The sequence below is a fragment of the Plantactinospora siamensis genome (assembly GCF_042434095.1).
Lineage (GTDB): Bacteria > Actinomycetota > Actinomycetes > Mycobacteriales > Micromonosporaceae > KBS50.
In genome coordinates this window covers 523,768-548,889 of the sequence record NZ_JBHLUE010000002.1, presented here as the reverse complement: position 1 = coordinate 548,889, position 25,122 = coordinate 523,768, and the positions used below count along the sequence as shown (strand labels likewise).

The 25,122-nt window shown below is 74.8% G+C and carries 22 protein-coding genes, 1 pseudogene and 1 riboswitch; of the genes and pseudogenes, 16 read left to right on the top strand and 7 right to left on the bottom strand.

All coding sequences use genetic code 11. The features are described from left to right. Positions 1-56 precede the first annotated feature (56 nt). A complete protein-coding gene (locus tag ACFFHU_RS04125; RefSeq protein WP_377335778.1) occupies positions 57-2,297 on the bottom strand; it encodes an MMPL family transporter in 2,241 nt (746 codons plus the stop codon). A 291-nt stretch (positions 2,298-2,588) separates the two neighbouring features. After that, the gene (locus ACFFHU_RS04120) at positions 2,589-3,941 is read right to left on the bottom strand and encodes an MFS transporter (RefSeq protein ID WP_377335776.1); all 1,353 of its coding nucleotides are present in this window, start codon (positions 3,939-3,941) and stop codon (positions 2,589-2,591) included. Between the two features lie 61 nt (positions 3,942-4,002). Here ACFFHU_RS04120 and ACFFHU_RS04115 point away from each other — a divergent pair, with 61 nt between their 5' ends. Further along, entirely contained in the window at positions 4,003-4,566 is a 564-nt protein-coding gene (locus ACFFHU_RS04115) for a CGNR zinc finger domain-containing protein (protein WP_377335774.1), read from the top strand. Between the two features lie 30 nt (positions 4,567-4,596). Here the strand turns inward: ACFFHU_RS04115 and ACFFHU_RS04110 are convergent. Then, a pseudogene (locus tag ACFFHU_RS04110) lies at positions 4,597-5,781 on the bottom strand (MFS transporter); the annotation flags it as partial. An 844-nt stretch (positions 5,782-6,625) separates the two neighbouring features. Between ACFFHU_RS04110 and ACFFHU_RS04105 the strand changes: the two are divergent. Genes ACFFHU_RS04105 through ACFFHU_RS04050 form a run of 12 tightly spaced genes read left to right on the top strand, consistent with a single transcriptional unit; the run spans position 6,626 to position 15,671 of the window. Continuing rightward, complete coding sequence (locus ACFFHU_RS04105) at positions 6,626-7,168, top strand: hypothetical protein (protein WP_377336063.1); 543 nt, start codon at positions 6,626-6,628, stop codon at positions 7,166-7,168. Continuing rightward, positions 7,162-8,142, top strand: coding sequence for a hypothetical protein (locus ACFFHU_RS04100; protein ID WP_377335772.1), 981 nt, complete (start codon positions 7,162-7,164; stop codon positions 8,140-8,142). The genes ACFFHU_RS04105 and ACFFHU_RS04100 overlap by 7 nt, the downstream gene beginning before the upstream one ends. Next, complete coding sequence (locus tag ACFFHU_RS04095) at positions 8,139-8,795, top strand: SAF domain-containing protein (protein WP_377335770.1); 657 nt, start codon at positions 8,139-8,141, stop codon at positions 8,793-8,795. Before ACFFHU_RS04100 ends, ACFFHU_RS04095 begins: the two co-directional genes overlap by 4 nt. A gap of 2 nt (positions 8,796-8,797) precedes the next feature. Beyond that, positions 8,798-9,598, top strand: coding sequence for a CpaE/TadZ family protein (locus ACFFHU_RS04090; RefSeq protein ID WP_377335768.1), 801 nt, complete (start codon positions 8,798-8,800; stop codon positions 9,596-9,598). Next, positions 9,588-11,135, top strand: a complete 1,548-nt coding sequence (locus tag ACFFHU_RS04085) for a TadA family conjugal transfer-associated ATPase (protein WP_377335766.1) — start codon at positions 9,588-9,590, stop codon at positions 11,133-11,135. Before ACFFHU_RS04090 ends, ACFFHU_RS04085 begins: the two co-directional genes overlap by 11 nt. Continuing rightward, positions 11,093-12,034: a type II secretion system F family protein gene (locus ACFFHU_RS04080; RefSeq protein ID WP_377336061.1), complete on the top strand. Its 942-nt coding sequence runs from the start codon at positions 11,093-11,095 to the stop codon at positions 12,032-12,034. The genes ACFFHU_RS04085 and ACFFHU_RS04080 overlap by 43 nt, the downstream gene beginning before the upstream one ends. Next, positions 12,034-12,903, top strand: a complete 870-nt coding sequence (locus tag ACFFHU_RS04075) for a type II secretion system F family protein (protein WP_377336059.1) — start codon at positions 12,034-12,036, stop codon at positions 12,901-12,903. The genes ACFFHU_RS04080 and ACFFHU_RS04075 overlap by 1 nt, the downstream gene beginning before the upstream one ends. A 24-nt stretch (positions 12,904-12,927) precedes the next feature. After that, positions 12,928-13,140, top strand: coding sequence for a hypothetical protein (locus tag ACFFHU_RS04070; protein WP_377335764.1), 213 nt, complete (start codon positions 12,928-12,930; stop codon positions 13,138-13,140). After that, positions 13,137-13,577, top strand: a complete 441-nt coding sequence (locus ACFFHU_RS04065) for a TadE/TadG family type IV pilus assembly protein (RefSeq protein ID WP_377335762.1) — start codon at positions 13,137-13,139, stop codon at positions 13,575-13,577. Before ACFFHU_RS04070 ends, ACFFHU_RS04065 begins: the two co-directional genes overlap by 4 nt. A gap of 2 nt (positions 13,578-13,579) precedes the next feature. Further along, positions 13,580-14,059 carry a TadE/TadG family type IV pilus assembly protein gene (locus ACFFHU_RS04060; RefSeq protein ID WP_377335760.1) on the top strand — a complete coding sequence of 160 codons (480 nt, stop codon included), beginning with the start codon at positions 13,580-13,582 and terminating at the stop codon, positions 14,057-14,059. Next, positions 14,056-14,472, top strand: coding sequence for a hypothetical protein (locus ACFFHU_RS04055; protein ID WP_377335758.1), 417 nt, complete (start codon positions 14,056-14,058; stop codon positions 14,470-14,472). Before ACFFHU_RS04060 ends, ACFFHU_RS04055 begins: the two co-directional genes overlap by 4 nt. A gap of 14 nt (positions 14,473-14,486) precedes the next feature. After that, positions 14,487-15,671: a LysM peptidoglycan-binding domain-containing protein gene (locus tag ACFFHU_RS04050; protein ID WP_377335756.1), complete on the top strand. Its 1,185-nt coding sequence runs from the start codon at positions 14,487-14,489 to the stop codon at positions 15,669-15,671. A 43-nt stretch (positions 15,672-15,714) separates the two neighbouring features. Here the strand turns inward: ACFFHU_RS04050 and ACFFHU_RS04045 are convergent, their stop codons facing one another. Next, the gene (locus ACFFHU_RS04045; RefSeq protein WP_377335754.1) at positions 15,715-16,566 is read right to left on the bottom strand and encodes a Rieske (2Fe-2S) protein; all 852 of its coding nucleotides are present in this window, start codon (positions 16,564-16,566) and stop codon (positions 15,715-15,717) included. Between the two features lie 249 nt (positions 16,567-16,815). Further along, positions 16,816-16,963: riboswitch (cobalamin riboswitch) on the top strand. Between the two features lie 228 nt (positions 16,964-17,191). Here ACFFHU_RS04045 and ACFFHU_RS04040 point away from each other — a divergent pair. The 3 genes from ACFFHU_RS04040 (at position 17,192) to ACFFHU_RS04030 (ending at position 21,359) form a co-directional block, all read left to right on the top strand. Beyond that, positions 17,192-19,507, top strand: coding sequence for a ribonucleoside-diphosphate reductase subunit alpha (locus ACFFHU_RS04040; protein ID WP_377336057.1), 2,316 nt, complete (start codon positions 17,192-17,194; stop codon positions 19,505-19,507). Positions 19,508-19,527: 20 nt separating this feature from the next. Beyond that, positions 19,528-20,505, top strand: a complete 978-nt coding sequence (locus tag ACFFHU_RS04035; protein WP_377336054.1) for a ribonucleotide-diphosphate reductase subunit beta — start codon at positions 19,528-19,530, stop codon at positions 20,503-20,505. 83 nt (positions 20,506-20,588) lie between these two features. Next, complete coding sequence (locus ACFFHU_RS04030) at positions 20,589-21,359, top strand: crotonase/enoyl-CoA hydratase family protein (RefSeq protein WP_377335752.1); 771 nt, start codon at positions 20,589-20,591, stop codon at positions 21,357-21,359. Positions 21,360-21,406: 47 nt separating this feature from the next. Here the strand turns inward: ACFFHU_RS04030 and ACFFHU_RS04025 are convergent, their stop codons facing one another. From ACFFHU_RS04025 to ACFFHU_RS04015, 3 genes are all read right to left on the bottom strand, one after another. Further along, positions 21,407-22,768 carry a dihydrolipoyl dehydrogenase family protein gene (locus ACFFHU_RS04025; RefSeq protein WP_377335750.1) on the bottom strand — a complete coding sequence of 454 codons (1,362 nt, stop codon included), beginning with the start codon at positions 22,766-22,768 and terminating at the stop codon, positions 21,407-21,409. Between the two features lie 111 nt (positions 22,769-22,879). Then, positions 22,880-24,178, bottom strand: coding sequence for a cryptochrome/photolyase family protein (locus ACFFHU_RS04020; protein WP_377335748.1), 1,299 nt, complete (start codon positions 24,176-24,178; stop codon positions 22,880-22,882). Between the two features lie 13 nt (positions 24,179-24,191). Continuing rightward, positions 24,192-25,109 (bottom strand): phytoene/squalene synthase family protein, encoded by a 918-nt coding sequence (locus ACFFHU_RS04015; RefSeq protein WP_377335747.1) that lies wholly within the window; start codon positions 25,107-25,109, stop codon positions 24,192-24,194. Positions 25,110-25,122 lie beyond the last annotated feature (13 nt).

Below are 25,122 nucleotides of genomic sequence, written 5' to 3'. Positions count from 1 at the left end.
GAACGCGCACGCCCCGACCATCGGTCGCCCGGCCGGTCGCCGGAGCACCCGCCTGGTCAGCGGCGGACCAGCTCCCGCTCGTCGGCGTCCGGACCGTTGGCGTCCGGACCGCCCGGCCACCGCGCGGCGGCCGGCTCGGTCGTCCCGGCCGGCTCGGCGGCGTCGATCTCGTCGCTCTCCTGGAGCCCGGCCCGCTGCTGCAACCGGCGCAGCGGCCCCGGGGCCCACCAGATGGCATCGCCGATCAGCCGCATGGTGGCCGGCACCAGCAGCATCCGGACCACGGTGGCGTCCAGGATCAGCGCGATGATCATGCCGACCCCGATGAACCGCATCATGGCCACGCTGGCGAAGGCGAACGCGCCGGTCACCACGATCAGCAGCAGGGCCGCCGCGCTGATCACCCGGCCGGTCCGGGCCAGCCCGGTGGTGATCGCGTCCCGGGTGGACGCGCCCCGCGCCCGGGCCTCGACCATGCGGGACAGCAGGAACACCTCGTAGTCCGTGGACAGCCCGAACACCACCGCGGCCATCAGCACCAGGATGCCGACCTCCAGCGGCGCCGGGGTGACGCCCAGCAGGCCGGCCCCGTGCCCCTCCTGGAACAGCCAGACCAGCGCGCCGAAGGTGGCCGACAGGCTCAGCGCGCTCATCAGCACGGCCTTGAGCGGCAGCAGGACCGAGCCGAAGGCGAGGAACATCAGCAGGAACGTCGCGCCGGCCAGCAGCAGCACCATCCAGGGCAGCTGGCGTGCGGTCGCGTCCAGGCTGTCCACGTTCCGCGCGGTGGTGCCGCCCACCAGCACCTCGGTGCCGGCCGGCGGCGAGAGCGCGCGGATGCCGTCCACTGTGTTCCGAGCGGCGTCGGTGAGCGGGTCGCTGCCGGTCAGCGTGGCCGTGAACACCGCGACGTCGCCGCGCGCGCCGGCCGGGGTCACCTGCCGTACCCCGGGCACCGCGCCGACCTCGGTGGCGAACCGTTGCGCGACCGCGCGGTCCGGCGTGCGGCCGGCGTCGCCGCGCAGCACCACCTCGACGCCGTTGCCGCTCATCGCGGGGAACTCGGTCTTGACGGTCTCGATGGCCTGCCGGGCCGGGTCGCTGCGCGGCAGCACCCGCTCGTCGACCTCGCCGAACCGGACGTGCCCGATGGGCGCGGCGAGCACCAGCAGGCCGGCCACGATCGGCAGCACCACCAGCACCGGCCGGCGCATGGTGAGCCGGGCCAGCCGGGCCCACCCGCCGGTGACCGGCCCGGTGGGCCGGGCGCCGGTCCGGCGTCGCCGTACCGACAGCCGGTCGATGCGCGGGCCGAGGACGCCCAGCAGCGCGGGGAGCAGCGTCAGCGAGATCAGCGCGGCCAGCGCGACCGCCGCCATCCCGCCGTACGAGAGCGATTTGAGGAAGCCCTGCGGGAAGAGCAGCAGCCCACCGAGGGCGATGATCAGCAACGTGGCCGAGAAGATCACCGTACGACCGGCCGTGGCCACGGTGTTGCGGACGGCGTCCCGGTTGGTCCGGCCGGCCGCGAGCTCCTCCCGGAACCGGCCCACCATGAACAGTCCGTAGTCGATCGCCATGCCGAGGCCGAGCAGGCTGGCCACGTTGACCGCGAACGAGTTGACGTCGGTGTGCAGCGCGGTCAGGTGCAGCACGCCCAGCGAGCCGAACACGGCCAGGCCGCCCACCAGCACCGGCAGCGCGGCGGCCACCAATGAGCCGAAGATGAGGACCAGGAGGATCAGCACGATCGGCATGGAGACCGCCTCGGCCCGGGTCAGGTCGGTCTTGGACCGGTGCGAGGTGGAGTCCTGCAGCACGGCCCCGCCGCCGATCTCGGTGCGTACGCCGGGCACCGTCAGGTCGTCCTTGACGTCCCGGAAGGCGGTCAGCTTCGCGCCGCCGTCCCCGGCCAGGGTGAGCACCGCGAGGGCGCTGTGCCGGTCCGGCGTGGCGAGCTGAGGCGCCCGGGCCGACCAGTACGACGTCACCTGCGTGACTTTGTCGGCCGGCAGCGAGCGCAGGGCGGTGGCCATCCGCTGGGCGACGGCCGGGTCGTCCACGTTTCCGGAGTCCGGCGTGTAGACGACGATGACGTCGCCGCCCTGCTGGCCGAGCGCCGCGGCGGCCGCGGCCGCGGCGCGGCTGGACTCGCTGCCCGGATCCTCGTAGCCGCCCTCGCTGAGCTGGCCGAAGACGCCCAGTCCCCAGGAGCCGGCGCCGACCACGGCGGCCGCCACGACCGCGAGAACCAGCCAACGGAACCGGTAGGCGAACGAGCCCCACGAAGCGAACACGGCCATCCTTAGGTCGTGGTGGGTATCCACCGCGGGTCGGCGCGCCGGGATTCGGACACGCTGTGCCAAGTGTCATCGACTGACGGATTGAGCGGCACGTACCAACGGTAGGGGCGACCGGGCCGAGCGGCCACCGGGGCCGCGCGTGAGGAGTGACCAATGACATCCGGCCGGCGGCCACGGTGGGCCCGGGACCGGGCGGCGGACGCCGGGATTCCGGTTGTTCCCCAGGTCAGCGGAGGGAGAAGCCCGATATCCCGGCCATCGGCGCCGAGGTCACGGTGACGTCGGTCACCCGGGCCGCCTGCGGCCCTCGCCGGGTCCAGCCGACCAGCTTGCGGACGCCGAGGCCGCCGCCGGCCCCGCCGGGCGAGTCGCCGGCGCCGCGGGACGGGACGCGGGGGCCGGCGCCGCGTCCTCGGGCCGCGCCACGGTCCGGATCCGCCGGGTCATCATGGGCAACGCCGACAGCGCCAGCCCGGCCGCGCCGACGGCCACCGCGGCCCGGCTGCCCACCGCGTGCCCGAGGAGGCCGCCGAGGGCCCCGCCCAGCGGCAGCGTGCCGAAGGTGCACAGCCGGTAGCCGGCGTTGGTACGGGCCAGCGCCCCCTCCGGGGCCACCACCTGGCGCAGCGTCACCGAGAGCACGTTCGCGACGCCCAGCCCGGCGCCGCTGACCAACTGGACGGCGGCGAGCCCGGCGGCCAGCGTGGGCCCCGAGCCGGGCAGCGCCGCGATGGCCAGCGGGGTCCCGCAGGACAGGCACAGGGCCGAGGCGAAGGCTCGCCCATAGCCGAGCCGGCCGGCCAGCCCCGGTGCGAGCATCGTGCCGAGGAACGCTCCGGCGCCGGCCGCGCTGAGCGCCAGCCCGTACAGGCCGGGCGCGAGGTGCCGATCGGTGACCGCGTACACGATGAGGTTGACGACGAGGATCTGCGCGGCGCCGTTGTACGTCGCCGCATGGATGGTGAGCGCCCGCAGCACGGGGTTCGCGGCCACCTGGCGAAGCCCGGTGAGGATGCCCGCGCCGGCGGCCGGTGGCGCGGGGGGCCGCTCGGGGCTCCGCGCGCTCGCCACACCGAGCGCGGAGAGCAGATAGCTGACCGCGTCCACCACGAGGGCGCCGACCGGCCCGGCGAGCTGCACCAGGCCGCCGGCCAGGCCCGGTCCGGCCACCTGCGCGGCCGTGCTGGAGCCCTGGGTGGCCCGGTTGGCCGCCGGCAGGTCGGGCCGATCGACCAGCGACACGGTGTAGGCGAAGCTGCCGATGTCGAACACCACGGTCGCCGCGCCGATCAGCAGGGCGAGCCCGACGAGGACCGGCAGGGACAGCAGCCCGAGCAGGTAGCCGAGCGGAACGGCGGCCATGGCCACGGCCCGGATCAGGTCGGCGGCCACCATCACCCGGCGCCGCCGGCGGGCCTCCAGCCAGCGCCCGACCAGCAGCGTGAGCACGACGTTCGGCAGGTAACCGGCCGTGGCCACGGCGGCCACCCCGGACGCGCCGGCCCCGAGGGTGAGCGCCGCCACCAGCGGCAGCGCCACCGCGCTGACCTGGCTGCCAAGCACGGACGCGGTATGCCCGGCCCAGAACCAGCGGAAGTCACGATGACGCGCCAGGATTGATCGCCGCCCCGTTACCATTAATACCCCCTCATCAGGTAACCGTTACCAGAGGCTAGGGGAAACCGGTAACGTGGGCAACATGAGGCAGCCGGGCGATCGGGCCCCCGCGCCCGAGCCGCTGGCGCTGGTGCAGGACCTGATCAACACCAACGACATCGAGGGCCGGCACGACCGGCTTACCGAGCCGGCCGGCCTGCGTGGGTTCTGCGCCGACCACGGCCTGCCCGATCCCGGCGCCACGGCCGAGGACCTGGCCGAGGTACGGCGGTTCCGCGAGCTGCTTCGCGAGGTCTGCGCGGCACACACCGGCGCGGACCTGCCGGTCGCCGAGCGGTCCGCGCTGGCCGAGCTCACGGCCCGCGCGCCGCTGGTGCTCGCGGTCGGCCCGGACGGCACGGTCCGGGCCGCACCGGCCGCGTCATCCGGTACGGCGGCGCTGCTCGGCCGGATCTGCGCCGAGGTCCTCGCCGCCGAGGCCGCCGGCACCTGGCGCCGGCTCAAGGCGTGCGCCGCGCACGGCTGCCGATGGGTCTACTACGACCACAGCCCCGCCGGCCGGGGACGCTGGTGCACCATGAGCATGTGCGGCAGCCGGGCCAAGATGCGGTCGTACCGGGCCGGCCGGGCCGGCGGCGCCCGCTGACCCCGCGCGGCCGGCGCCGCGCAGCAGCCACAGGGCCACGACCGCGTACGGGACGGCCAGGATCGCGAAGGCGCCGCCGTGCCCGGCCGAGCCGGCCAGCCCGGCGTAACCGGCGTAGACGGCGATGGTGCCCAGGTCGGTGGCCATCCCGGCCATCGAGGTGACGGTGGCTCGGGCGGTGCCGTCCAGCCGCTCCTGCAGCCGCGCCCCGGCCACCACCTCGACGACCTGGAAGGCCGCGAACGACAGCGCCACCAGCGCGATGCCGCCGGGACGTCCGCTGAGCGCCCCGGCGGCCAGCGCCGCGGCGGCCGCCGCGAGCAGGGCGGCGAGCCGGCGCGGGCCCAGCCGCCCGGCCCGGCCAGCGGCCAGACCGCCGACCGCGACCGCCGCCCAGATCAGCAGCAACAGCACCGGTACGCCGGGATCGGCGATCCCCGACGCCTTGATCAGCAGCGGGGTGTACTCGTCCAGCGCTCCCCAGATCGCGGTCACCGCCACCACGAGGACCAGCGCCGACCGGACCGCGGGGCGACGCCGGGCCTGCCCGATCCCGGCGCGCAGCGTGCCCAGCCAGCCGAGCTCCTCCGCCCCGCCGCCGCCCGCGAGCCGTGACTCGGTTCGGTCGGCCCGGCGGCGCTCCGGGAAGGTGGCCGCCACGGCGGCGGTCAGCACGCAGGCGAGCACGCTCGCCGCCCCGACGGCCGGGTAGCCGCCGACCCGGAGCACCGGCGCGGCGACCGCCATGGCCAGCACCACCCCGGCGGTGCCGAATGCCTTCGCCCGGCCCATGATCCAGGCGTACCGGCCCGCCGCGCCGGCATGGTCCAGTTCCTCGTAGACCAGGGCCTCCAGCGCACCCGAACCGAGCGCGCCCTTGGCACCCCAGAGCAGGAAGCCGGCGGCGAACGCCCAGAAGGACGGCGCGACCACCCAGAGGGTGAAGCCGGCCGCGGTCAGCAGCGGACCGGTCCAGAGCAGCAGCCGCCGGGACACGGCGTCGGCCAGCACCCCGGACGGCACCTCGAGCAGCAGGCCGCTGCCGGACCAGATCGCGAACAGCACGGAGATCTGCCCGACCGACAGCCCGGCGTCGCTGAACAGCAGGGCGTACAGGGGATAGAGCAGGACGAAATCGTCCAGGAAGGAGTAGCCGTAAAGGGTCGCGGCGATGCGCCGCGCCCGCGCCGGATCGGCGGCGATGGCGGATGTCATGAGACCTTCTTGGGAGAGCCGGGCGGATGTCGTCGGAGGGCGCGGCATCCCCGGCGGTCCGCGGCTGCGGACCCCCGTCAGGTCTCGGCGGCAGGATCAATATCGCCAGGTCATGTCCGGATGGTAGTCGACCGGTGCGGGCTCGGGCGACCACGAACCGGGCGGCCGTCACGGTCCGTGTTTCCCGCTGCGCCCGCGCGAGCGACGACCTTCCGCGCTCCTCGCCGGCCGTCCGGCGGCAAGGGCGCGCCGGCCGCGCCCGTTGCTCCGCCACGGGTCCCGTCCACGGGTCGACACCGGCCTCGACGCGCATCTCAGGGCGGGTCCGGCCGGGAATGGATGACCACGATCACCCGGGACAGTCCGAATGTAATGTTCCATCGCGACTGCCTCTTATTGATTGCCGACAAACTGATTTCTCGGCTAATCCGCGATCTCTCTCACCCTGAGTGATAATGCAAATTGCCCCTGTCGCATTGTCGGCGGTGAGCCTATGCTGCCCCCTTGGGTGACTTGCAACCGCCGTATCCCACAAGGTCGCGGGCGGTCTGATAGGGCTTGAAGCGGATCTCACGCTGCAAAGGGAGGCGGCGATCGGGACTTGGGGCCAGACGCTGGCCCGGCGGGACAATTCCCTTCACCGAACGGTCTGATCGTCGGCACCGGGCCGGCCGCATCCGCGCGCCCCGGGCCGGGCGACTCACCATTTTCAACGGCGAGGAATTGCCCTTTCCGGACCGGCCGGACCGGTTTCTTCGCGGCACCGCACGCATTGCGGATCACGCGTCACCTCAGGCGTGGAAAAGAGGAGGGTATTTCGGTGCGGGCAGCACACTGGAGCCGGCTGTCGGCGGCGGTCCTGGCCGCCGCGCTCGCCGGTGGCACGGTCGCCTGCGGGTCGTCCGACGGCCCGGCGGCGATGTCCGACACGGCCGCACACGCGGCCAGCCCGGCCGCGGACGATCCGCACGCCGCGGACGCCAAGCGGGCCGCCCTCGCGGCGTACGCCGGCTACCTGTCCGCCTCGCGGCGGGCCGAGCAGCGCGGCGACCCGACCAGCCCCGAACTGCGGCGCTACCTGGCCGACCCGCTGCTCACCCAGGTCCGGGTGATGGTCCGCGAGGTCCACGCGCACGGCGCCACCCGGATCGGCACCATGCGCTCCAACCCGGAGGTGACCACCGTGAGCCTGGCCGACGATCCCGCCACCGTGGTGATCCAGGACTGCCTGGACGCGACCGGCTATCGGCTGGTCTACCGGCGGAACTCGGCGCCGGTGCCCGGCTCCACCGGCGGCCGCCACCTGGTGACCGCCACGGCCACCCGTTATCCCGACGGCCGTTGGCTGATCAGCGACGGCGCCGCGTACCAGGACCAGCCATGCTGACCGCGACGACCGGCCGGACCCGCCGGCGGACCGCTGGCCGGCGGCCGATTAGCCTCGCCGCCGCCCGGCTGGCGGCCGCCGGCGCCGCCCTCACCCTCGTCCTCGCCGCCGCGGCCGGCGGCGCCACCGGCGCCGGCGCGGCCCTGCGCGGTGGCGGTGGCGCCTGCCCGCCCGCGCAGACCGACTGCCACGTCTGGGACAGCAAGCCGGGAGACCCCGGGAATCCGGGCAACCCCGGTGGCGGCGGCAAGCCGGGCAACGGTGGCGGCGGCAGCCACACCTGCACCCGCGCCGGCGAGACGGTGCCCTGCTACGACGACCTGTACGGCTGGTTCAACCAGGCCGACGGCTGCTACTACAAGCTGGCCGAGCCGCAGCCCTCCGGCGGTGACCCGGGCACGAAGGCGTACACCCGGTTCTGCGGCACCGGTGGCGCCGCCGGCTTCGACACCGTCTGGCTGGCCGCGCCGCCGCCCGGGGTCGGCGCCCCGCCCGACCCGGCGGAGATCGCCCGCGAGCTGGAGGCCCAGCTGACCCTGGCATTCCCCAAGGTCGGCATCGCGCCCGCGCCGGGCCGGCCCGGCGGCCTGGTGGGCCTGCCGGTCTGGCTGTGGACCGGCGAGCCCGCCGGCCAGGACCGGGACACCGCCTGGGGCCCGCAGGGCCGGGACCGCCACGTGGCCGGCATGCACGTGGAGATCACCGCCAAGGTCCAGTACGCGGACTGGAACCTGGGCAACGGCGCGGGCATCACCTGCCGGAGCCAGGGTGAGCGGCACACCGACCAGACCGGCCGGGCGCCCTGCGGCTACGACGGTTATCCGGCGTCCGGCACATACGGCGTCTCCGTCACCACGCACTGGCACGTGGAGTGGCGGGTGGACGGTGGCCCCTGGCATGCGCTGGACGACGTCCCGCGGACGAGCGAGACCGCACAAGTGATCATCAACGAGCTCCAGGTGGTGACCCAATGACCGCCGCACCCACCCTCAACGGCGCCGGACCGGTGAACGCGCCGATCGCCGCGCCCAAGGTCGTCCGGCAGCGCCGGATGCGTCCGGGACTGCTCGGCCTGGCCGTCCTGCTGATCGCCCTCGGCGGGCTGGGCGCCGCCTTCGCGGTGACCTCCGTCCGGGCCACCGGCACCTATCTGGCGCTGGCCCGGGACGTGCCGGCCGGCACCCAGCTCGCCCCGGCGGATCTCACCTCGGTCCAGCTGGCCGGCGGCCGCGGGCTGACCCCGATCCCGGCCGATCAGCGCGACAAGGTGCTGGGCCGGCGCGCCGCCCTGCGGCTCAGCGCCGGCACGCTGCTCACGATGGCCCAGGTCACCGACAAGCCGCTGCTCGGTCCCGGCCAGCAGCAGCTCGCGGTGAGCCTCAAGCAGGACGCCGTGCCGGCCCGCACCCTGCACCCCGGCGACAAGGTGCTGCTGGTGAGCACCCCCGCCCGGGACGCCGGCGGGAACGCCGGCAGCACCCGGTTCGACGCCGTGGTGATCGACTCGGCGGACACCGACCAGAGCACCCGGGTGCTCTACCTGGCGCTGGCCATCCGCGATGTGGCCCCGGTGGTCGCGCTCCAGGCGCAGGACCGGCTCGCCGTGGTCCTCGTCGGGACGGCCTGAGCATGGCGATCATCGCGCTGGTCGCCGCCAAAGGCTCGCCCGGGGTCACCACCACGGCCCTGGCCTGCGCGCTGTCCTGGAACCGCCGGCTCGTGCTGGCCGAGTGCGACCCGGCCGGCGGGTCCATCATGGCCGGTTACCTGGGCGGGGCGCTGGAGGGGCCGCGCGGCATCGGCGAGCTGGCCGTCGGGGAGCTGCGCGACGGCAACCTCGACGAGGCGTTCTGGTCGCAGCTGGTCGACCTGGACGCGCCGCGCCGGGAACGGCTGTTGCTGCCCGGGGTGATGGACCCGGCCCAGGCCGGCAGCGTCACCCCGCTGTGGCAGCGCTTCGCCGACGTCTTCGCGGCGCTCGACCGGGGCCAGCCAGGGTACGACGTACTGGTCGACTGCGGCCGGCTGGCCGTGCCGGGTGCGCCGTGGCCGCTGCTCCGGGCCGCCGCCGTGGTCCTGGTGGTGACCGGGGCCGAGCTGCCCGACCTGTCCAGCACCCGAGCCGCGGTACGCGCCATCGAGCGGGACTTCGCGGAGCACCGCGTGCCGCCCGGCTCGCTCCGGTTGGTGCTGGTTGGCAACGGCAACGGCCGGGCTGAGGTGAGCCGGGCGCTGGCGTTGCCCGTCGTCGCCCAGCTGCCGACGGATCCGCGTACCGCTCGGGTGCTCTGCCACGGCGGCACCGTGCGGGGCCGGCGGCCGCTGATGCGCGCGGCCGGCGCCCTGGAGGTGCCGGTGGGGGCGTTGCTCGAACGCCGGCAGGCCCGGCTGAGCTGGCCGGTCAGCCCGGAGGTACCGCATGCGGTTTGAGCCGGTGTCCCACGATCCGCGCGGCGCGACCTCCACGGTCCCGCCGATCCCGCCCAACGGTCGGCACTACCACCCCGCGCCGCCGCCGATGGCGGCCCCTGGCCCGGTGCCGCCGGTTGCACACCCCCCGCAACCGGCGGCACCGCCCCGACCCCGGGTGGACTTCGCCGTCGTCCGGGAGCTGCGCCGGGAGCTGAGCGAACGGCTGACGCTGTGGCAGCGCGGCCGCGAGTTCACGGTGGCCGAGGAAGATGCCGAGCGGGCCCGGCTGGCCGTGGCGGTGGTCTCCGAGTACGCCGACGCCACCCGGCGGGCCGGCACCCCCATGCCGGCCGGCGAGGAGCGGATCCTGCTCGACCAGGTGACCGCCGAGCTGGTCGGCCTGGGCCGGCTGCAGACCCTGCTGGTGGACGACACCATCGAGGAGGTCCACATCCTCGGCTGCGACACGGTGCGGATCACCCGGCACGGCGGCGGCGTCGACTGGGCCGAGCCGATCGCCGACAGCGACGAGGAACTGGTGGAGATCCTGCAGGCCGCGGCCCGCCGGGCCGGGGCCACCGAGCGGTCGTTGTCCACCTCCAAGCCCACCCTCGACCTGCAACTGCCGGACGGCAGCCGGCTGGCCGCCGTCTACCAGGTCAGCCAGCGGCCGTACGCGGTGCTGCGCAAGCACAACACCCTGGAGGTGTCGCTCGAGGACGTGGCCGGCGGCCGGGGCGACCTGGACGAGATGATCGACCCGCTGATCCGGGACTTCCTCCGGGCCGCCATGCGGGCCGGGCTGAACATCATGGTGGCCGGCCTGGCGGGCGCGGGAAAGACCACGATCATCCGGGCGCTGATGGACGAGATCCCGGCGGACGAGCCGTACGTGCTGCTGGAGGAGAGCCGGGAGCTGCTGCCGGCCCGCCGGCAGCGCAAGCACCGGGCGGTGCTGAGCTTCGAGGCCCGCGAGGGGCACGGCGAGCGCGGCCTGGACGGCCGGCCCGCGGGTGAGGTGAGCATCGCCGACCTGATCCCGCTCTCCCTGCGGATGGGCGTGCTGCGGATCATCGTGGGCGAGGTCCGGTCCCGGGAGATCGTGCCGATGCTCCAGGCCATGACCACCAGCCGCGGCTCGATGTGCACCATCCACGCCCGCACGCCCACCGGGGTGAGCGACCGGATCATCGAGCTGGCCCTGTCGCACGGCAAGGAGATGACCGTCGAGCAGGCCCGCCGAATGGCCGGCAACGCCCTCGACCTCATCGTGTACGTCACCGTCGAGGACGAGAGCGCGATCGGCGGCCGCAAGCACCGGTTCGTCTCGCACGTCGAGGAGGTCATCGGGGTCGGCGAGGGGACCAGGATCACCACGACTTCGGTGTTCGGTCCCGGGCCGGACGGGCGGGCCGTACCGCGGCACCTGCCCGAGCGGGTCCGCGACGAGCTGCTGCGGGTCGGCTACGACGCCCGGCTGCTGGCCCGGTACATCGAGGCCGGCGTCGGCGCCTGGCGGCGCCCCCGGCACTCCCGGCTGGGACGGCGGGGATAGCCGTGTCCGATCTGGAGCTGGTCGCCCTGCTCTCCGGCGCGGCCTGCGTGGCGGGGGCGGTGCTGGCCGTGGTGGCCCTGGTCGGCACGCGCCGGCCGGCCCGGCCCGGCGGCTCGGCCGGGGCGTTCGCCCGGGTCTGGCACGGCGCCAGCCCGAACCCCCGGGACCGGCGCCGGCACCAGGCGCTGCTCGTCGCCGCGGTGGTGGCCGGCGCGCTGGCGTTCCTGCTCACCGGCCTGCCGGTGGTGGGGCTGCTGGTGGCCGTGGCCGTGCCGGGCACGCCGTGGCTGTTCACCGTCGGCAAGGCGGAGCGCCGGGCCATCGGCCGGATCGAGGCCGTGGGCGAGTGGACCCGCCGGATCAAGGACGTCTCGGCCACCGGCCAGGGGCTCCAGCAGGCCATCATCGGCACCGTGCCGACCGCGCCGGACGAGATCGGCGAGGAGGTACGGCTGCTCGCCCAGCGGTTGCAGGCCGGCTGGCTGGGGCGTACGGCGCTGCTGGCGTTCGCCGACGACATCGGCGACCCGGTCTGCGACCAGGTGGTGGCCGCGCTCATCCTGCACCTCACCGACCGCGGCGAGCGGCTCGGCGAGGTGCTCGGGTCCATCGCGGCCGGCGCCGCGGCCGAGGTGGCCACCCGGCGGGAGGTGGAGGCCAAGCGGACCCAGCCGAGGTTCGCGGTCCGGTTCCTCACCGCGATGACCCTGGCCGTCCTCGCGTACGGGCTGGTCAATCCCGCGTACATGGCGCCGTACCGGCAGCTGACCGGCCAACTCGTGATGGTGGCGTTGAGCGGCGCCTTCGTCGGGCTGCTGGCGTGGGTCCGGTCGATGAGCCAGCCGCCGCCGCCGGCCCGGTTCCTCGCCGGCCCCGACCCGGAGGAGGTGCTCGCGTGATCGGGCTCAACTGGCAGCTCACCCTGGCCGTGGCCGGCGGCGCGGCGGTCGGGCTGGGCGTCTTCGTGCTGGTCCGGGAGGCCCTGCCGGCCACCCCGGCGCTCGGGCCGGCGCTGCGCCGGCTGCACCAGCCGGTCGCCCCGGGCGCCCGTGCCGGCCGGCCCGGCCGGACGGACTGGCTGTCCGGTACGGCGCGCTGGTTGCGCCCGCCCGCCCGGGATCTGGCCCTGCTGGACCGCACCCCGGAGCAGTACGCCCTGTCGGTGCTGCTGTCGGGGCTCGCCGGGCTGATGCTGCCCGGGCTGGCCACCGCCGCCGCGTCGCTGCTCGGCGTCACCCCGCCGCTGGTGGTGCCGGTGGTGGCCGGCCTCGGCCTGGCCGTGCTGTTCGCGGCCATGGCCCACTACGACGTGCTGGCCAAGGCCGACCGGGCCCGCCGGGAGTTCCGGCGGGCGGTCTGCACCTATCTCGACCTGGTGGCGCTGCAACTGTCCGCCGCGCACGGCCCGGTGCAGGCGCTCGAGCGCGCGGCCGCGGTCTGCGACGGTTGGGTGTACGAGCGGATCCGCGAGGCGCTGCGGATCGCCCAGTTGCAGATGCACTCGCCCTGGGAGGAGCTGCGCGAGCTGGCCGACCGGATCGGGGTGCTCGAGCTGGCCGACGTGGGCGCCATCATGCAGTCCTCCGGCACCGAGGGCGCCCAGGTGCACGAGACGCTGCGCCAGCGGGCCGACTCGCTGCGCGACCAGATCCGCACCGACAACCTGGCCCGGGCCGAGGCCGTGACGGCCCGGCTGGACGTGCCGGGCGCGCTGCTGGTCTTCGTCCTCATGGGCTTCGTCCTCTACCCCTTCGTCAGCCGAATCTGACGGCCACAAGAAAGGTGTCTCCCCATGCCCCTCGTCCACTACCTGTACGCCGCGGTCCAGGCCCGAATCGTCGAGCTGCGGACCGAGTCCGATCGGGGCGACAGCCCGGTGCCCACCGCCATCATCATCGCCGGGCTGGCCGTGATGGCCCTGACCATCCTGGGCGCGGCTGCGGCGGCCGTGCGGGGCTGGGACGCGCTCATCCCGGGCGCGGGCAGCAATCCCGCCTCGAAGTGACGCTCCCGTGGTCGCTGCCGGGCCGCCGGATCGGGATCCCGACCGGCCGGTCCGGCGCGCCCGCGGGCCGGGACCGGGGCGCCACGCCCGTCGAGCTGGCCATCCTGCTGCCGATGGTGCTGTTCCTGCTGATCATGTCGATCCAGGCCGCGGCGTACTTCCTGGCCCGGACGGTGGCCTTCACGGCCGCTGAGGAGGCCGTCGAGCGCGCCCGGACCTACCAGGGCGGGACGGCCGCCCAGGGCGAGCAGGTGGCGTTGGACTACGCGCGCACGGCCCCCGGCTGGCTCACCGGGCCGCAGGCGCACGTCGACAAGACCGGGACCGAGGTGACCGCCCGGGTGGAGGGGCACGTGCTGCGGCTGCTGCCCGGGATCGACATCCGGGTGGCGCAGACCGCGCACGGTCCCGTCGAGCGGATCACCACCGGAGGATGATCATGGGGCTGAGCCGGCGCGGACGCCGGGCCGAGCGGGGTTCGGTCACCGTCGAGGTGGCCATCCTCGCGCCGGTGTTCATCCTGCTGCTCGGGCTGGCCGTGACGGCCGGACGGGCCGCGGTGGCCCGCAGCGTGGTGGACTCGGCCGCGCACGACGCGGCCCGGGCCGCGTCGGTGGCGCGTACCCGGGAGGATGCCATGGCCGAGGGTCGGCGGCGGGTGGCGGAGGTGCTGGCCGACGAGGGGATCCAATGTTCGCCCGCCGCCTCGGTCACCCTCACCGGCCGGCTCCCGGACGGACGCGACATCACCCTGGACGACGCCTTCGACCCGTGGCGGGTCGGTGAGCTGGTCTTCGTGGTGGCCACCGTCCGGTGCACGGTCCCGCTGTCCGACCTGTGGATGCCCGGCACGCCGGGCCGGATCACGGTGGTCCGCGACTTCGTCTCCCCCATCGACCGGTTTCGGGGGCGGCAGTGAGCCGCCGGGGCGACGACGCCGGCCGGGTGAGCATCTTCCTGGCCATCACCCTGCTCGCCGTGTTCCTGGTGATCGGCCTGTCGGTCGACGGCGCCGGGCAGCTCTTCGCGCTGCACCGGGCGCGCAGCATCGCGGCCGAGGCGGCCCGGACGGGTGGCCAGGCCATCGACGAGGGCTCGGCCATCGGTGGCGGCGCCAAGGTGCTCGACCGGCGCCGCGCCGAGGCCGCGGCCGAGACGTACATCAGGGAGGCCGGCGCCCGGGGGTCCGCGGAGGTGCCGGCCGGCAGCGGCGGCCGGCAGCTCACCGCCCGGGTGGACCTGGACTACCGGCCGGTCCTGCTCAGCTTCTTCGGGTGGCACACGCTCCGGCAGCACGCGGAGGCCACCGCACAACTCGAGGACGTGCCCTAGGAAGGAACGCAGCCATGGCTCCATCCGGTTCGCCCGCCCGACGGCGGGCCGGCCAGGTCCTCACCGGCCTCGGTGCGCTGGTGGTGCTCGCCGCCCTGCTCGGCGGCGCGCCGATCGCCCTGCTCACCCTCGCCGGCGACCCGCTGCCGGATCACGTTCCGACGCTGACCGAGCTCGGCGCCACCCTCACCAGCCGGGACGACGGCGAGCTGTTCCTCCGGACGCTGGCCATCCTGGGCTGGGCCGGCTGGGCCACGTTCACGCTGTCCGTACTGGTGGAGCTGCCGGCCCGGCTGCTGCGCCGGCCGGCTCCCCGGCTGCCCGGAATGGGTCGCCAGCAGCGGGCGGCGGCCGCCCTGGTCGGCTCGGTGGCCCTCATCCTGGCCGCCAGCCCGGCCGCCGCCATGGCGGCCACCGTGGCCGCGCAGCCGGCCATCGCGGCCGCGCCGGCCCAACCGGCCGGCCCGCCGGGCGTCTCCGGCCTCGGGCAGGCCGGGCTCGGGCACGTCGCCGCGGGGCTGCCACACGTGCAGCCGGCGACGGGATACCAGACCCGGCTCGCCGACGCGCACGACCCGCGGTCGGTAACCGGGCGGGCGGTCGTGTCCCGCCCCGCCGGCGCGGCCACCCCGCCGGTGTACCGGGTCGCGCACGGCGACTACCTGGGCCGGATCGCCGAGCGCTACCTGGGCGACTTCCGCCGCTACCCGGAGATCAGCCGGCTCAACGAGCTGCGGGATCCGGACCGCATCGCGGCCGGGCAGCAGCTGCGGCTGCCCCGGGACGCGGTCGATCGCGGCCAGCGGCCGCACGCCAACGGTCGGCTGATCGGCCCGGCGGCGGCCCGGGGTGGCACGGCGCCGGCGCCGCGCCGCAACCCGGCCCGGCCGACGACCCCGGCGCGGCCGCCCGTGCCGTCCCGGTCCGCGTCGGGCGCCCGATCGTCCACCGGGGTCTCGGACGCCTCGTCCGGGCGCGACACCCCGGCGCTGTCCGCCGGCGCCGCCCGGGCCGAGCGGTTGGGCGCGCTGAACCGGCCGCTCGCGGTGTCCGCCGTGCTGACGGTGGCAGCCCTGGTCGGCGCGCAGATCGGCGCCATGCTCGGGCTTCGTCGCCCGGCCGGCCATCCGGGACCGGCAGCCGGCCCACCGGGCGGGTCGACCGGGCAGACGGGCCGGCACCGCCGGTTCCACGGCTGAGGCGGCCACGGGGGGGCGGGGCGCGGGCGGGCGGCGCGGCCGGTCAGGGGAGGCGGGCCTCCAGCACGCCGTCCGAGACCCGGGTCGGCAGGATCTGCTGGTCGGTGGCCGCCGGCCCGTGCACCACCTCGCCGTTGTCGAGCCGGAACGTGCTGCCGTGCCATGGGCATACGACGCAGGCCTGACCGTCCACCTTGGTCACCTCGCCCTCGCTGAGCGGGCCGCTGAGGTGCGCGCAGCGGTCCAGCAGCACCGTGACGTCCGGGCCGTCGCGGTAGACGACGACGTCCACGTCCTCGACGGTCCGCCGGACCAGCGAGCCCTCCGGGATCTGGTCGAGGTCGGCCACCGCCCGCCAGTCCTCGGGCAGCCGGTGCATCTCGGTCACGCTGTGGTTGACCTGGGCGGCCTGCTTGTATGCCAGGTGGCCGCCCAGGTAGGCGCCGCCGCCCGCGGAGGCCAGGCCGAGGAACGCGAGGAGCCGGCCGGCGCCGTGCCGGCCGGCCAGCCGGGCCGTCAGCGAGCCCGCGTACAGGGTCACGCCCACGATGTTGGCCGCGGCGTGCACCAGGCCGACCCGGCGCTGTTCGGTGGAGAGCGAGGCCCAGTCGTTCCAGCCGGCCACGGCGGCCGGCAGTGCGCTGGCGGTGCCCACCGCGACCAGGGTGGTGGCGGCGCGCCGCTGCCCCGGCATGAGGTCGAGGACGGCGGCGCTCGTCCAGGCGCCCACCGGCACCTGCACCATCACCGGGTGCAGCGGATGCCCGAGCCACACGCCGTGCAGGAGGTCGCGGATCCGCTGGGACCGCAACACCGCCCACACCGAGCGCTGGGCGCGCTCACCGACCGCGTCCAGCCCGGACGCCTGCTCAAGCCTTGCCAGCACCTCACGCATCTGGTTGCCATTCCCCTCCGGCGCGCCGGCAAACCGGACCGGCGGCGCGTCCGGGCCGGATCCGGGACAGCAGCACGGACGGCCTGCCCCGACCGACGCGCCCGCGCCGACACGCCACGACATCTGGTGTGTTGACGTCGAGGGCGCCCCTACATCTAGGATCAAGGGCGTTGCTGGTCCACTCGTGCACGCAAGTCGGCGCGCGGGTGGGCAGGCGGTGTCGTGCCCAGCCAGGGCCGGCCGTCCAACAGGGAACCCGGTGCGAATCCGGGACTGCCCCGCAGCGGTGAGCGGGAACGACCGCCGTCATGAGCACTGGCCCGACGGGGCCGGGAAGCGACGGTCAGTAGGCAGGCGCGGCACCCAGCCGTCGCCCGGCCCGCGAGTCCGAAGACCTACCAGCAACCCGTGCCCGGCAGCCCGCCCGGCACGGATCATCCTCGGGGCCTCGCGGGGGGCCTGTCGAGACGTCCTGTTCAACCGCCGGCTCACCGACCGGCGGTCGATCCGGCGTGCCGGCACGCCGTCCGCGAGGCTCCGTCCCCAGCCGAACCGGGGCCTGCCGCCCCGACCAACCGGGGCCGCCCGGCCCGGATCAGGAGCCCACGTGCCACCGACCGCCACCATGGTCAGATCCATCCTCGACGAATTGCGTGCCACCATCGACCGGCACCGGCGCGACCTGCCGGACGTCGACCCGGAACGCCTGCTGGGCCCGGTCCGGTCCGGCCACACCGGGACCGCCGACCCGGCCGAGCTCAACGAGCTGGCCATCTCGGCCGCGGCCGGGCTGATCGGCGAGGAGCCGCAGTACTCCCGGCTCGCCGCCCGGCTGCTCGCCGACCAGCTCCGGCGAGACACGGCCGCGCAGGACATCCGCACCTTCGCCGAGTCGGTGGCCGCGGCCGACGCGCAGGGACTGCTCGACCCGGGCTTCGCCGCGTTCGTGGCCCGGCACGCGGCCGAGCTGGACGGCTTGCTCGACGCGGGGGCGGACGACCGCTTCGAGTACTTCGGGCTGCGTACGCTGGCCGACCGCTACCTGCTGCGGCACCCGGTGACGCGACGGGTGTTGGAAACCCCCCAGCACTTCCACCTGCGAGTGGCCGCGGCGCTGGCGGAGACACCGGCCCAGGCGGCGCAGCTGTATCCACTGCTCGCCCGGCTGGCCTACCTGCCCAGCTCGCCCACCCTGTTCAACGCGGGCGCCCGGCACCAGCAGCTCTCGTCGTGCTTCCTGGTGGACTCGCCGCGGGACGAGCTGGAATCGATCTACGAGCGGTACGCCCAGGTGGCGAAGCTGTCGAAGTTCGCCGGCGGGATCGGCATCTCCTGGTCGCGGGTCCGGTCCCGCGGCTCGCTGATCCGGGGCACGAACGGCTACTCGCACGGCATCGTGCCGTGGCTGCGGACGCTGGACGCCAGCGTGGCGGCGGTCAACCAGGGCGGCCGGCGCAAGGGCGCGGCCTGCGTCTACCTGGACACCTGGCACGCCGACATCGAGGAGTTCCTCGAGCTGCGCGACTCCACCGGTGACGAGGCGCGGCGGACGCACAACCTCAACCTCGCCAACTGGGTGCCGGACGAGTTCATGCGCCGGGTCGAGGCCGACACCGAATGGTCGCTGTTCGACCCGAAGGACGTACCGGAGCTGGTCGACAGGTGGGGGGCCGAGTTCGACGCGGCCTACCGCGCCGCCGAGAAGGCCGGCCGGGCCGTCCGGACCCTGCCGGCGCGGAGCCTGTACGCGCGGATGATGCGCACCCTCGCGCAGACTGGCAACGGCTGGATGACGTTCAAGGACGCGGCGAACCGGACCTGCAACCAGGTCGGCAACGGCGGTGGCGTGGTGCACCACTCCAACCTGTGCACCGAGATCCTGGAGGTGACCAGCGACGCGGAGACCGCGGTCTGCACGCTCGGCTCGGTGAACCTGGCCGCCCACCTCGGCCCGGACGGCATGGACTACGCCGCCCTGGCCGGGACCGTACGGCTGGCCGTGGCCGCGCTCGACCGGGCCATCGACCGCAACTGGTTCCCCACCCCGCAGGCGGAGCAGGCGCACCGGCGGTGGCGGCCGCTGGGCCTGGGCGTGATGGGGCTGGCCGACGTGTTCGGCGCGCTGCGCCTGCCGTTCGACTCGGCCGAGGCGGCCGCGCTGTCCACCCGGATCGCCGAGGAGGTGGCGCTGGCCGCGTACGACGCCTCGGCCGAGCTGGCCGCCGACCGCGGCGCGCACCCGGCGTACCCGCTGACCCGGGCGGCCGGCGGGGTGCTGCACCCGGACCACTGGCCGGACGCCCGGCCGGCCAGGCCGGCGGCGTGGGCCGCGGTCCGCGCGAAGATCGCCCGGCACGGGCTGCGCAACTCGCTGCTGGTGGCCATCGCCCCCACCGCCACCATCGCGTCGATCGCCGGCTGTGCCGAATGTGTCGAGCCGCTGGTGTCCAACGTATTCAAGCGGGAGACCCTCTCCGGGGAATTCCTCCAGGTCAACCGGCATCTGGTGGCCGATCTCAAGCGGCTGGGCCGGTGGACCGCCGCCACCCGGGACGCGATCAAGCAGGCCGACGGCTCGGTGCAGGGGCTGGACCTGCCGGACGAGCTGAAGCTGCGCTACCGCACCGCCTGGGAGCTGCCGCAGAAGGCGCTCATCGACCTGGCCGCCGCCCGGGCGCCGTACGTCGACCAGAGCCAGTCGCTCAACCTCTTCCAGGCGGCGCCCACCATCGGCAAGCTCTCCTCGATGTACGCCTACGCCTGGCGGTCCGGCCTCAAGACGACGTACTACCTGCGCTCCCGCCCCGCCACCCGCATCACCCAGACCACCGTAAGGAAGGGCCCCTTGTTATCGCCTTTTGTAGAGGAAGGGCCCCCTGTTAACACCCCGGCCGATGCCTGCTCGCTGGAGAACCCGGAGAACTGCGAGGCGTGCCAGTGAACCTGCTGCTCGATCCCGGCATGGATCTCACCCTGCGCCCGATGCGGTACCCGGAGTTCTACGAGCGGTTCCGGGCCGCCATCCGGAACACCTGGACGGTGGAGGAGGTCGACCTGGCGGCAGACGTACCGGATCTGGCGCGGCTGACCGACGGCGAGCGACACCTGGTGCGGCGGCTGGTGGCGTTCTTCGCCACCGGCGACTCGATCGTGGCCAACAACCTGGTGCTCAACCTCTACCAGCACGTCAACGCGCCGGAGGCCCGGCTGTATCTGTCTCGGCAACTGTTCGAGGAGGCCGTGCACGTCCAGTTCTATCTGACACTGCTCGATGCGTACCTGCCCGACCCCGACGAGCGGGCGCGGGCGTTCGCGGCCGTCGAGCACATCCCGTCGATCCGGGACAAGGCCGAGTTCTGCTTCCGGTGGATCGACTCGATCGGCGAGCTGCGCCGGCTGAACGGCCGCGCCGACCGGCGGTCCTTCCTGCTGAACCTGATCTGCTTCGCCGCCTGCGTGGAGGGGCTGTTCTTCTACGGCGCGTTCGCGTACGTCTACTGGCTGCGCTCCCGCGGCCTGCTGCCCGGGTTGGCCACCGGCACCAACTGGGTGTTCCGGGACGAGTCCATGCACATGGAGTTCGCGTTCGCGGTGGTCGACACCGTACGCCGGGAGGAGCCGGACCTGTTCGACGCGGACCTGGCCGGGCAGGTCCGGGACATGCTGCGCGAGGCGGTGGAGGCCGAGCTGGCGTTCGCCCACGACCTGTGCGGCGACGGGCTGCCCGGGATGAACACCGCCGACATGCGGCGATACCTGGAGTACGTCGCCGACCAGCGGCTCGCCCGGCTTGGCCTGCCGGCCGAGTACGGCTCGGCCAACCCGTTCCCGTTCATGGAGCTTCAGGACGTCCAGGAGCTGACGAACTTCTTCGAGCGGCGGGTGTCGGCGTACCAGGTGGCGGTCGAGGGGCGGGTGGCGCTCGACGAGGCGTTCTGACGCGGGACGGGCCGCTGGCGGTTAGGAAGGGACCCTTCCTCTACAAAAAACGATAAGAAGGGGCCCTTCCTTACACTCGGGCGATGGGCGTACGGGTGGAGCGGTCCGGGCCGGTGACCACGGTGATCCTCGATCATCCGGAGCGGCGCAACGCGGTCGACGGGCCGACCGCGCGGGCGCTCGCCGACGCGTTCCGGGCGTTCGAGGCGGACGACGCGGCCGCCGTCGCGGTGCTGCACGGCGACGGCGGCACGTTCTGCGCGGGCGCCGACCTGAAGGCCCTGGGTACGCCGCGCGGCAACCGCGTCGAGCCGAGCGGCGACGGCCCGATGGGCCCGACCAGGATGGCGCTCAGCAAGCCGGTCATCGCCTCCATCGCCGGGTACGCGGTGGCCGGCGGCCTGGAGCTGGCGATCTGGTGCGATCTCCGGGTGGCCGAGTCCGACGCCGTGCTCGGGGTGTTCTGCCGGCGCTGGGGCGTGCCGCTGATCGACGGCGGCACGGTCCGGCTGCCCCGGCTGATCGGCGAGAGCCGGGCCATGGACCTGATCCTCACCGGCCGGCCCGTGCCGGCCACCGAGGCGTACGACATGGGTCTGGTCAACCGGCTGGCGCCGCCGGGCGGCGCCCGGGCCAGCGCCGAGGAGCTGGCCGCGCAGCTCGCCGCCCTGCCGCAGACGTGCCTGCGCAACGACCGGCTGTCGGTGCTGAACGCCGCCGGCCGGCCCGAGGCGGCCGCGCTGGCCGACGAGTTCGGCTACGGCATGGCGTCGCTGGCCGCCGACGCGGCGGCCGGGGCGGCCCGGTTCGCCGCCGGCGCGGGCCGACACGGCGAGCCCGCCCCACCGGCCTGACCGGCGCGCCGTCACCCCTGTGTCAGTCCAGGCGGTGCAGGGCTGTGTCAGTCCAGGCGGTGCAGGGCGTCCTCGATGGCCCGGTGGAACGTCGGGTACGCGAAGATCATGTTGCGCAGCGTCTCGACCGGCACCTCGGCGTGCACGGCCACGCTGAGCCAGCCCAGCACCTCGCCGCCGGCCGGGCCGGCCGAGGTGGCGCCCACCAGGACGCCCCGGTCGGCATCCAGCACCAGCTTGATGAAGCCGGCGTTGCCCACCTTGTGGATCCAACCGCGCGTGGACTCGGGCAGCGGGCTGACCGCCACCCGAACGTTCAGGCCCCTTTCCCGGGCCTGCCGCTCGGTCAGCCCGACGGCGCCGACCTCCGGGTCGGTGAAGGTCACCCGGGACAGCGCCCGGTAGTCGGCGCCCGGGCCGCCGCGCTCCAGCACGTCCCGCACCACGATGGCGGCCTGGTACATCGCCACGTGCGTGAAGGCGCCCTGCCCGGTGACGTCGCCGACCCCCCAGATCCGCTCGCCCACCCGCATCCGCTCGTCCGGTACGAGGTATCGCTGGCGCGGGTCGAGGCCGACGCTGTCCAGGCCGAGCTCGGCCAGCCCGGCGTGCCGCCCGGTGGCCACCAGCAGCCGCTCCCCGCGCGCCTCCCGGCCGCCGGCCAGGTGTACGACGAAGCCGTCCGGGCCGTGGCTCACCCCTTCCGCCTTGGCGCCGGTGACGATCTCGACGCCGTCCGCCCGCAGCGCCTCGGCCACCACGTCGGAGGCCTCCGGCTCCTCGATCGGCAGCACCCGCTCGAACGCCTCGACGATTTGCACCCGCACCCCGAACCGGGCGAACACCTGGGCCAGCTCCAGCCCGATCGCGCCGCCACCGAGCACGATGAGCGACTCCGGCAGCTCGTCGCACTCGATGATCTCGTGGTTCGTCCAGTACGGCGTGCCGGCCAGGCCGTCGATCGGCGGCACCGAGGCGGTGGTGCCGGTGCCGATCACGATGCCGCGCCCGGCCACGTACACGTCGTCGCCGACCTGGACCCGGCCCGGGCCGTCCAGCACGCCCCGGCCGCGGACGAACCGGCCGCCCTTGTCGGTGAACCGGCGGACCGCCACCTCGTCGTTCCAGTTGTCGGTGGCCTCCTCGCGGATCCGCTTGGCCACCGGGGCCCAGTCGGGCTCGGCGGTCGCCCGGCCGGCCAGCTCGGCCACCCGGCGGGTCTCGGCCAGCGCGTTGGCGGCGCGGATCATCATCTTGCTCGGGATGCAGCCCCAGTACGGGCACTCGCCGCCGACCAGCCGGTCCTCGATGCCGACGACGGTGAGGCCGGCCTCGGCGAGCTTGCCGGCCACCTCCTCGCCGCCCACGCCGAGCCCGAGTACCACCACGTCAACCCGCGTCTCCGTCACCCGGCCAGCATGCCCGAGGAGATCGCCGGCTGCCAGCCTTCGGGCCGAGGCGTTAGGAGGTGTTAAGAGGGGGCCCTTCCTATACCGAAAACGATAAGAAGGGGCCCTTCCTTACATCCCCAGCGGGGGTGGGTAGTCGAGGCGGCGGCGGGTCTCGGGGGGTAGCTTCCACGGCTGGTGCACGGCCTTGCCGGCGAGTTCCGGCACGTCCGCCAGTTCGGGGACGTAGCGCCGGACGTACTCGCCGTCGGGGTCGTAGCGTTCGGCCTGGCGGATCGGGTTGAACCCGCGGTTCGGCCGGGTGTCCGCGCCGGTGCCGGCGACCCACTGCCAGTTGCCGGCATTGTTCGGCACGTCCCCGTCGACCAGCCAGTCGCCGAACACCTTGAGGCCGGACCGCCAGTCCAGGCCGAGGTTCCGGGTCAGGAAGTACGCGGTGATCAGCCGGGCCCGGTTGTGCATCCACCCCTCGGCGCGCAGCTGCCGCATCCCGGCGTCCACGATCGGCACCCCGGTCCGCCCCTGCGACCAGGCCGCCAGGGCGGCCTCGTCGTGCCGCCACTCCCGCGGCGAGCGCGGCCGCAGCGGCTGCTCGGCGAGGTCCGGCCGGGCCAGCGCGGTCTGGTAGTTGAAGTCCCGCCAGGCCAGCTGCCGGGCGAACGGGCCGGCGCGGTCCACCGAGCGGGCCACCGCGAGCGGCGACAGGCAGCCGAACCGCAGGTACGGGCTGAGCCGCGAGGTGCCGTCGCCGGCCAGGTCGTCGTGCAGGTCGTCGTACCGGTCCTCGATCTTGAGCCAGCCGCGCAGCCGGTCCCGGCCGGCCCGCTCGCCGCCGGGGACCACGTCCGGCGACCCGCCCCGCGGCTCGCCCGGCAGCCGGCCGGGCGACACGTCCGGCGGCAGGGTGATCCGCTTCGGGGTGCTCACCTCGGTGCGCCAGTCGCTGGCCAGCCACGCCCGGTGGTAGGGCGAGAAGACCTTGAAGTGGTCGCCGCCGGCCGGCTGCAGCGCGCCCGGGTCGACCACCGTCACGCCGGGGAACAGCCGCAGCGACATCCGGTGCCGCTCGCACTCCCGGGCCAGCCGGCGCTCGCGGCGCCGGGCGTACCGGCTGACGTCCGCCGACAGGGCCACGCCCGCGGCGTCCACCGCGCGGGCCACCTTGATCGTTTCGGCCACCGGATCGCCGCGGCGCAGCACCAGGTCGCCGCCCCGGGCCTGGAGCGACTCGCGCAGGTCGGCGAGGCTCTGCGCGAGGAACCGGTGCCGGTTGACGGCCAGCCCCGCCAGCGCCGGGTCGAGCACGAAGAGCGGCACCACCTCGGCGAAGTTGGCGCAGGCCGCGGCCAGCGCCGGCTGGTCGTGCAACCGCAGGTCGCGGGTGAGCAGCACGACCGCCGTACGGGTCATCCGGACTCCTCGGTCACGCCGCCACCGGGACCGGGCCGGGCAGCCCGACCGGGGCGCCGGTCCGGGCCAGCAGCGAGCCGGCCGCGACCGCCATCCGGCGCCGGTTGGGCACCACCGCGCGGCGGGCGAAGACGTCGAACCCGGCCGCGGCGATCTCGTCGAGAATGCCCCCGTACAGCGCGTAGGCGGTGCGCATGCAGGCCTGCGAGGCCGGCTCCAGCAGCAGGATCCCCGGCGCGGCGGCGGCGTAGTGCGCCTGCGCGCGGGTCACCTCGTACTCGATCAGTTGCCGGATCGGCGGTGTGGCCGCTCCCCGCCGGGCGGCCTCGACCAGGTCGTCCCGGCGCACCCCGAACCGGTCCAGGTCCTCGTCCGGCAGGTACGTCCGGCCGCGCTCCAGGTCCTCGGCCACGTCCCGGATGAAGTTGGTGAGCTGGAACGCGAAGCCGAGCTGCCGGGCCGGCTCCCGGGCGGCGGCCGGATCGGCGCTGCCGAGGATGGGCAGCATCATCGTGCCGATGACCGCCGCGGAGCCCTCCATGTAGTCGAGTACGTCGTCGTAGCGGGGGTATGAGCCCACGGTCAGGTCCATGGCCATGCTGCGCAGGAAGGCGGAGAAGTCGGCGCGGTCGAGGTCGAAGACGGCGATGGTGTGCAGGACGGCCGGCAGCAACGGGTCGTCGACCGGGGCTCCGTGCAGGCCGGCCAGGAAGCGCTCGGACCAGGCGGACAGCCGGGCGGCCCGCTCGGCCGAGGGCAGGTCCTCGGTGCGGTCCACGATCTCGTCCGCGTAGCGGGTGAAGCCGTAGAGGGCGTGCACATGACGGCGTTTCCACCCCGGCAGCAGCCGGGTCGCGAGATAGTAGGTGCGGCCGTGCCGTCTGTGCAGCTCACGGCAGCGTTGATAGGCCGCACCGAGATCCGTGTCCACCGGTTCCGCTCCG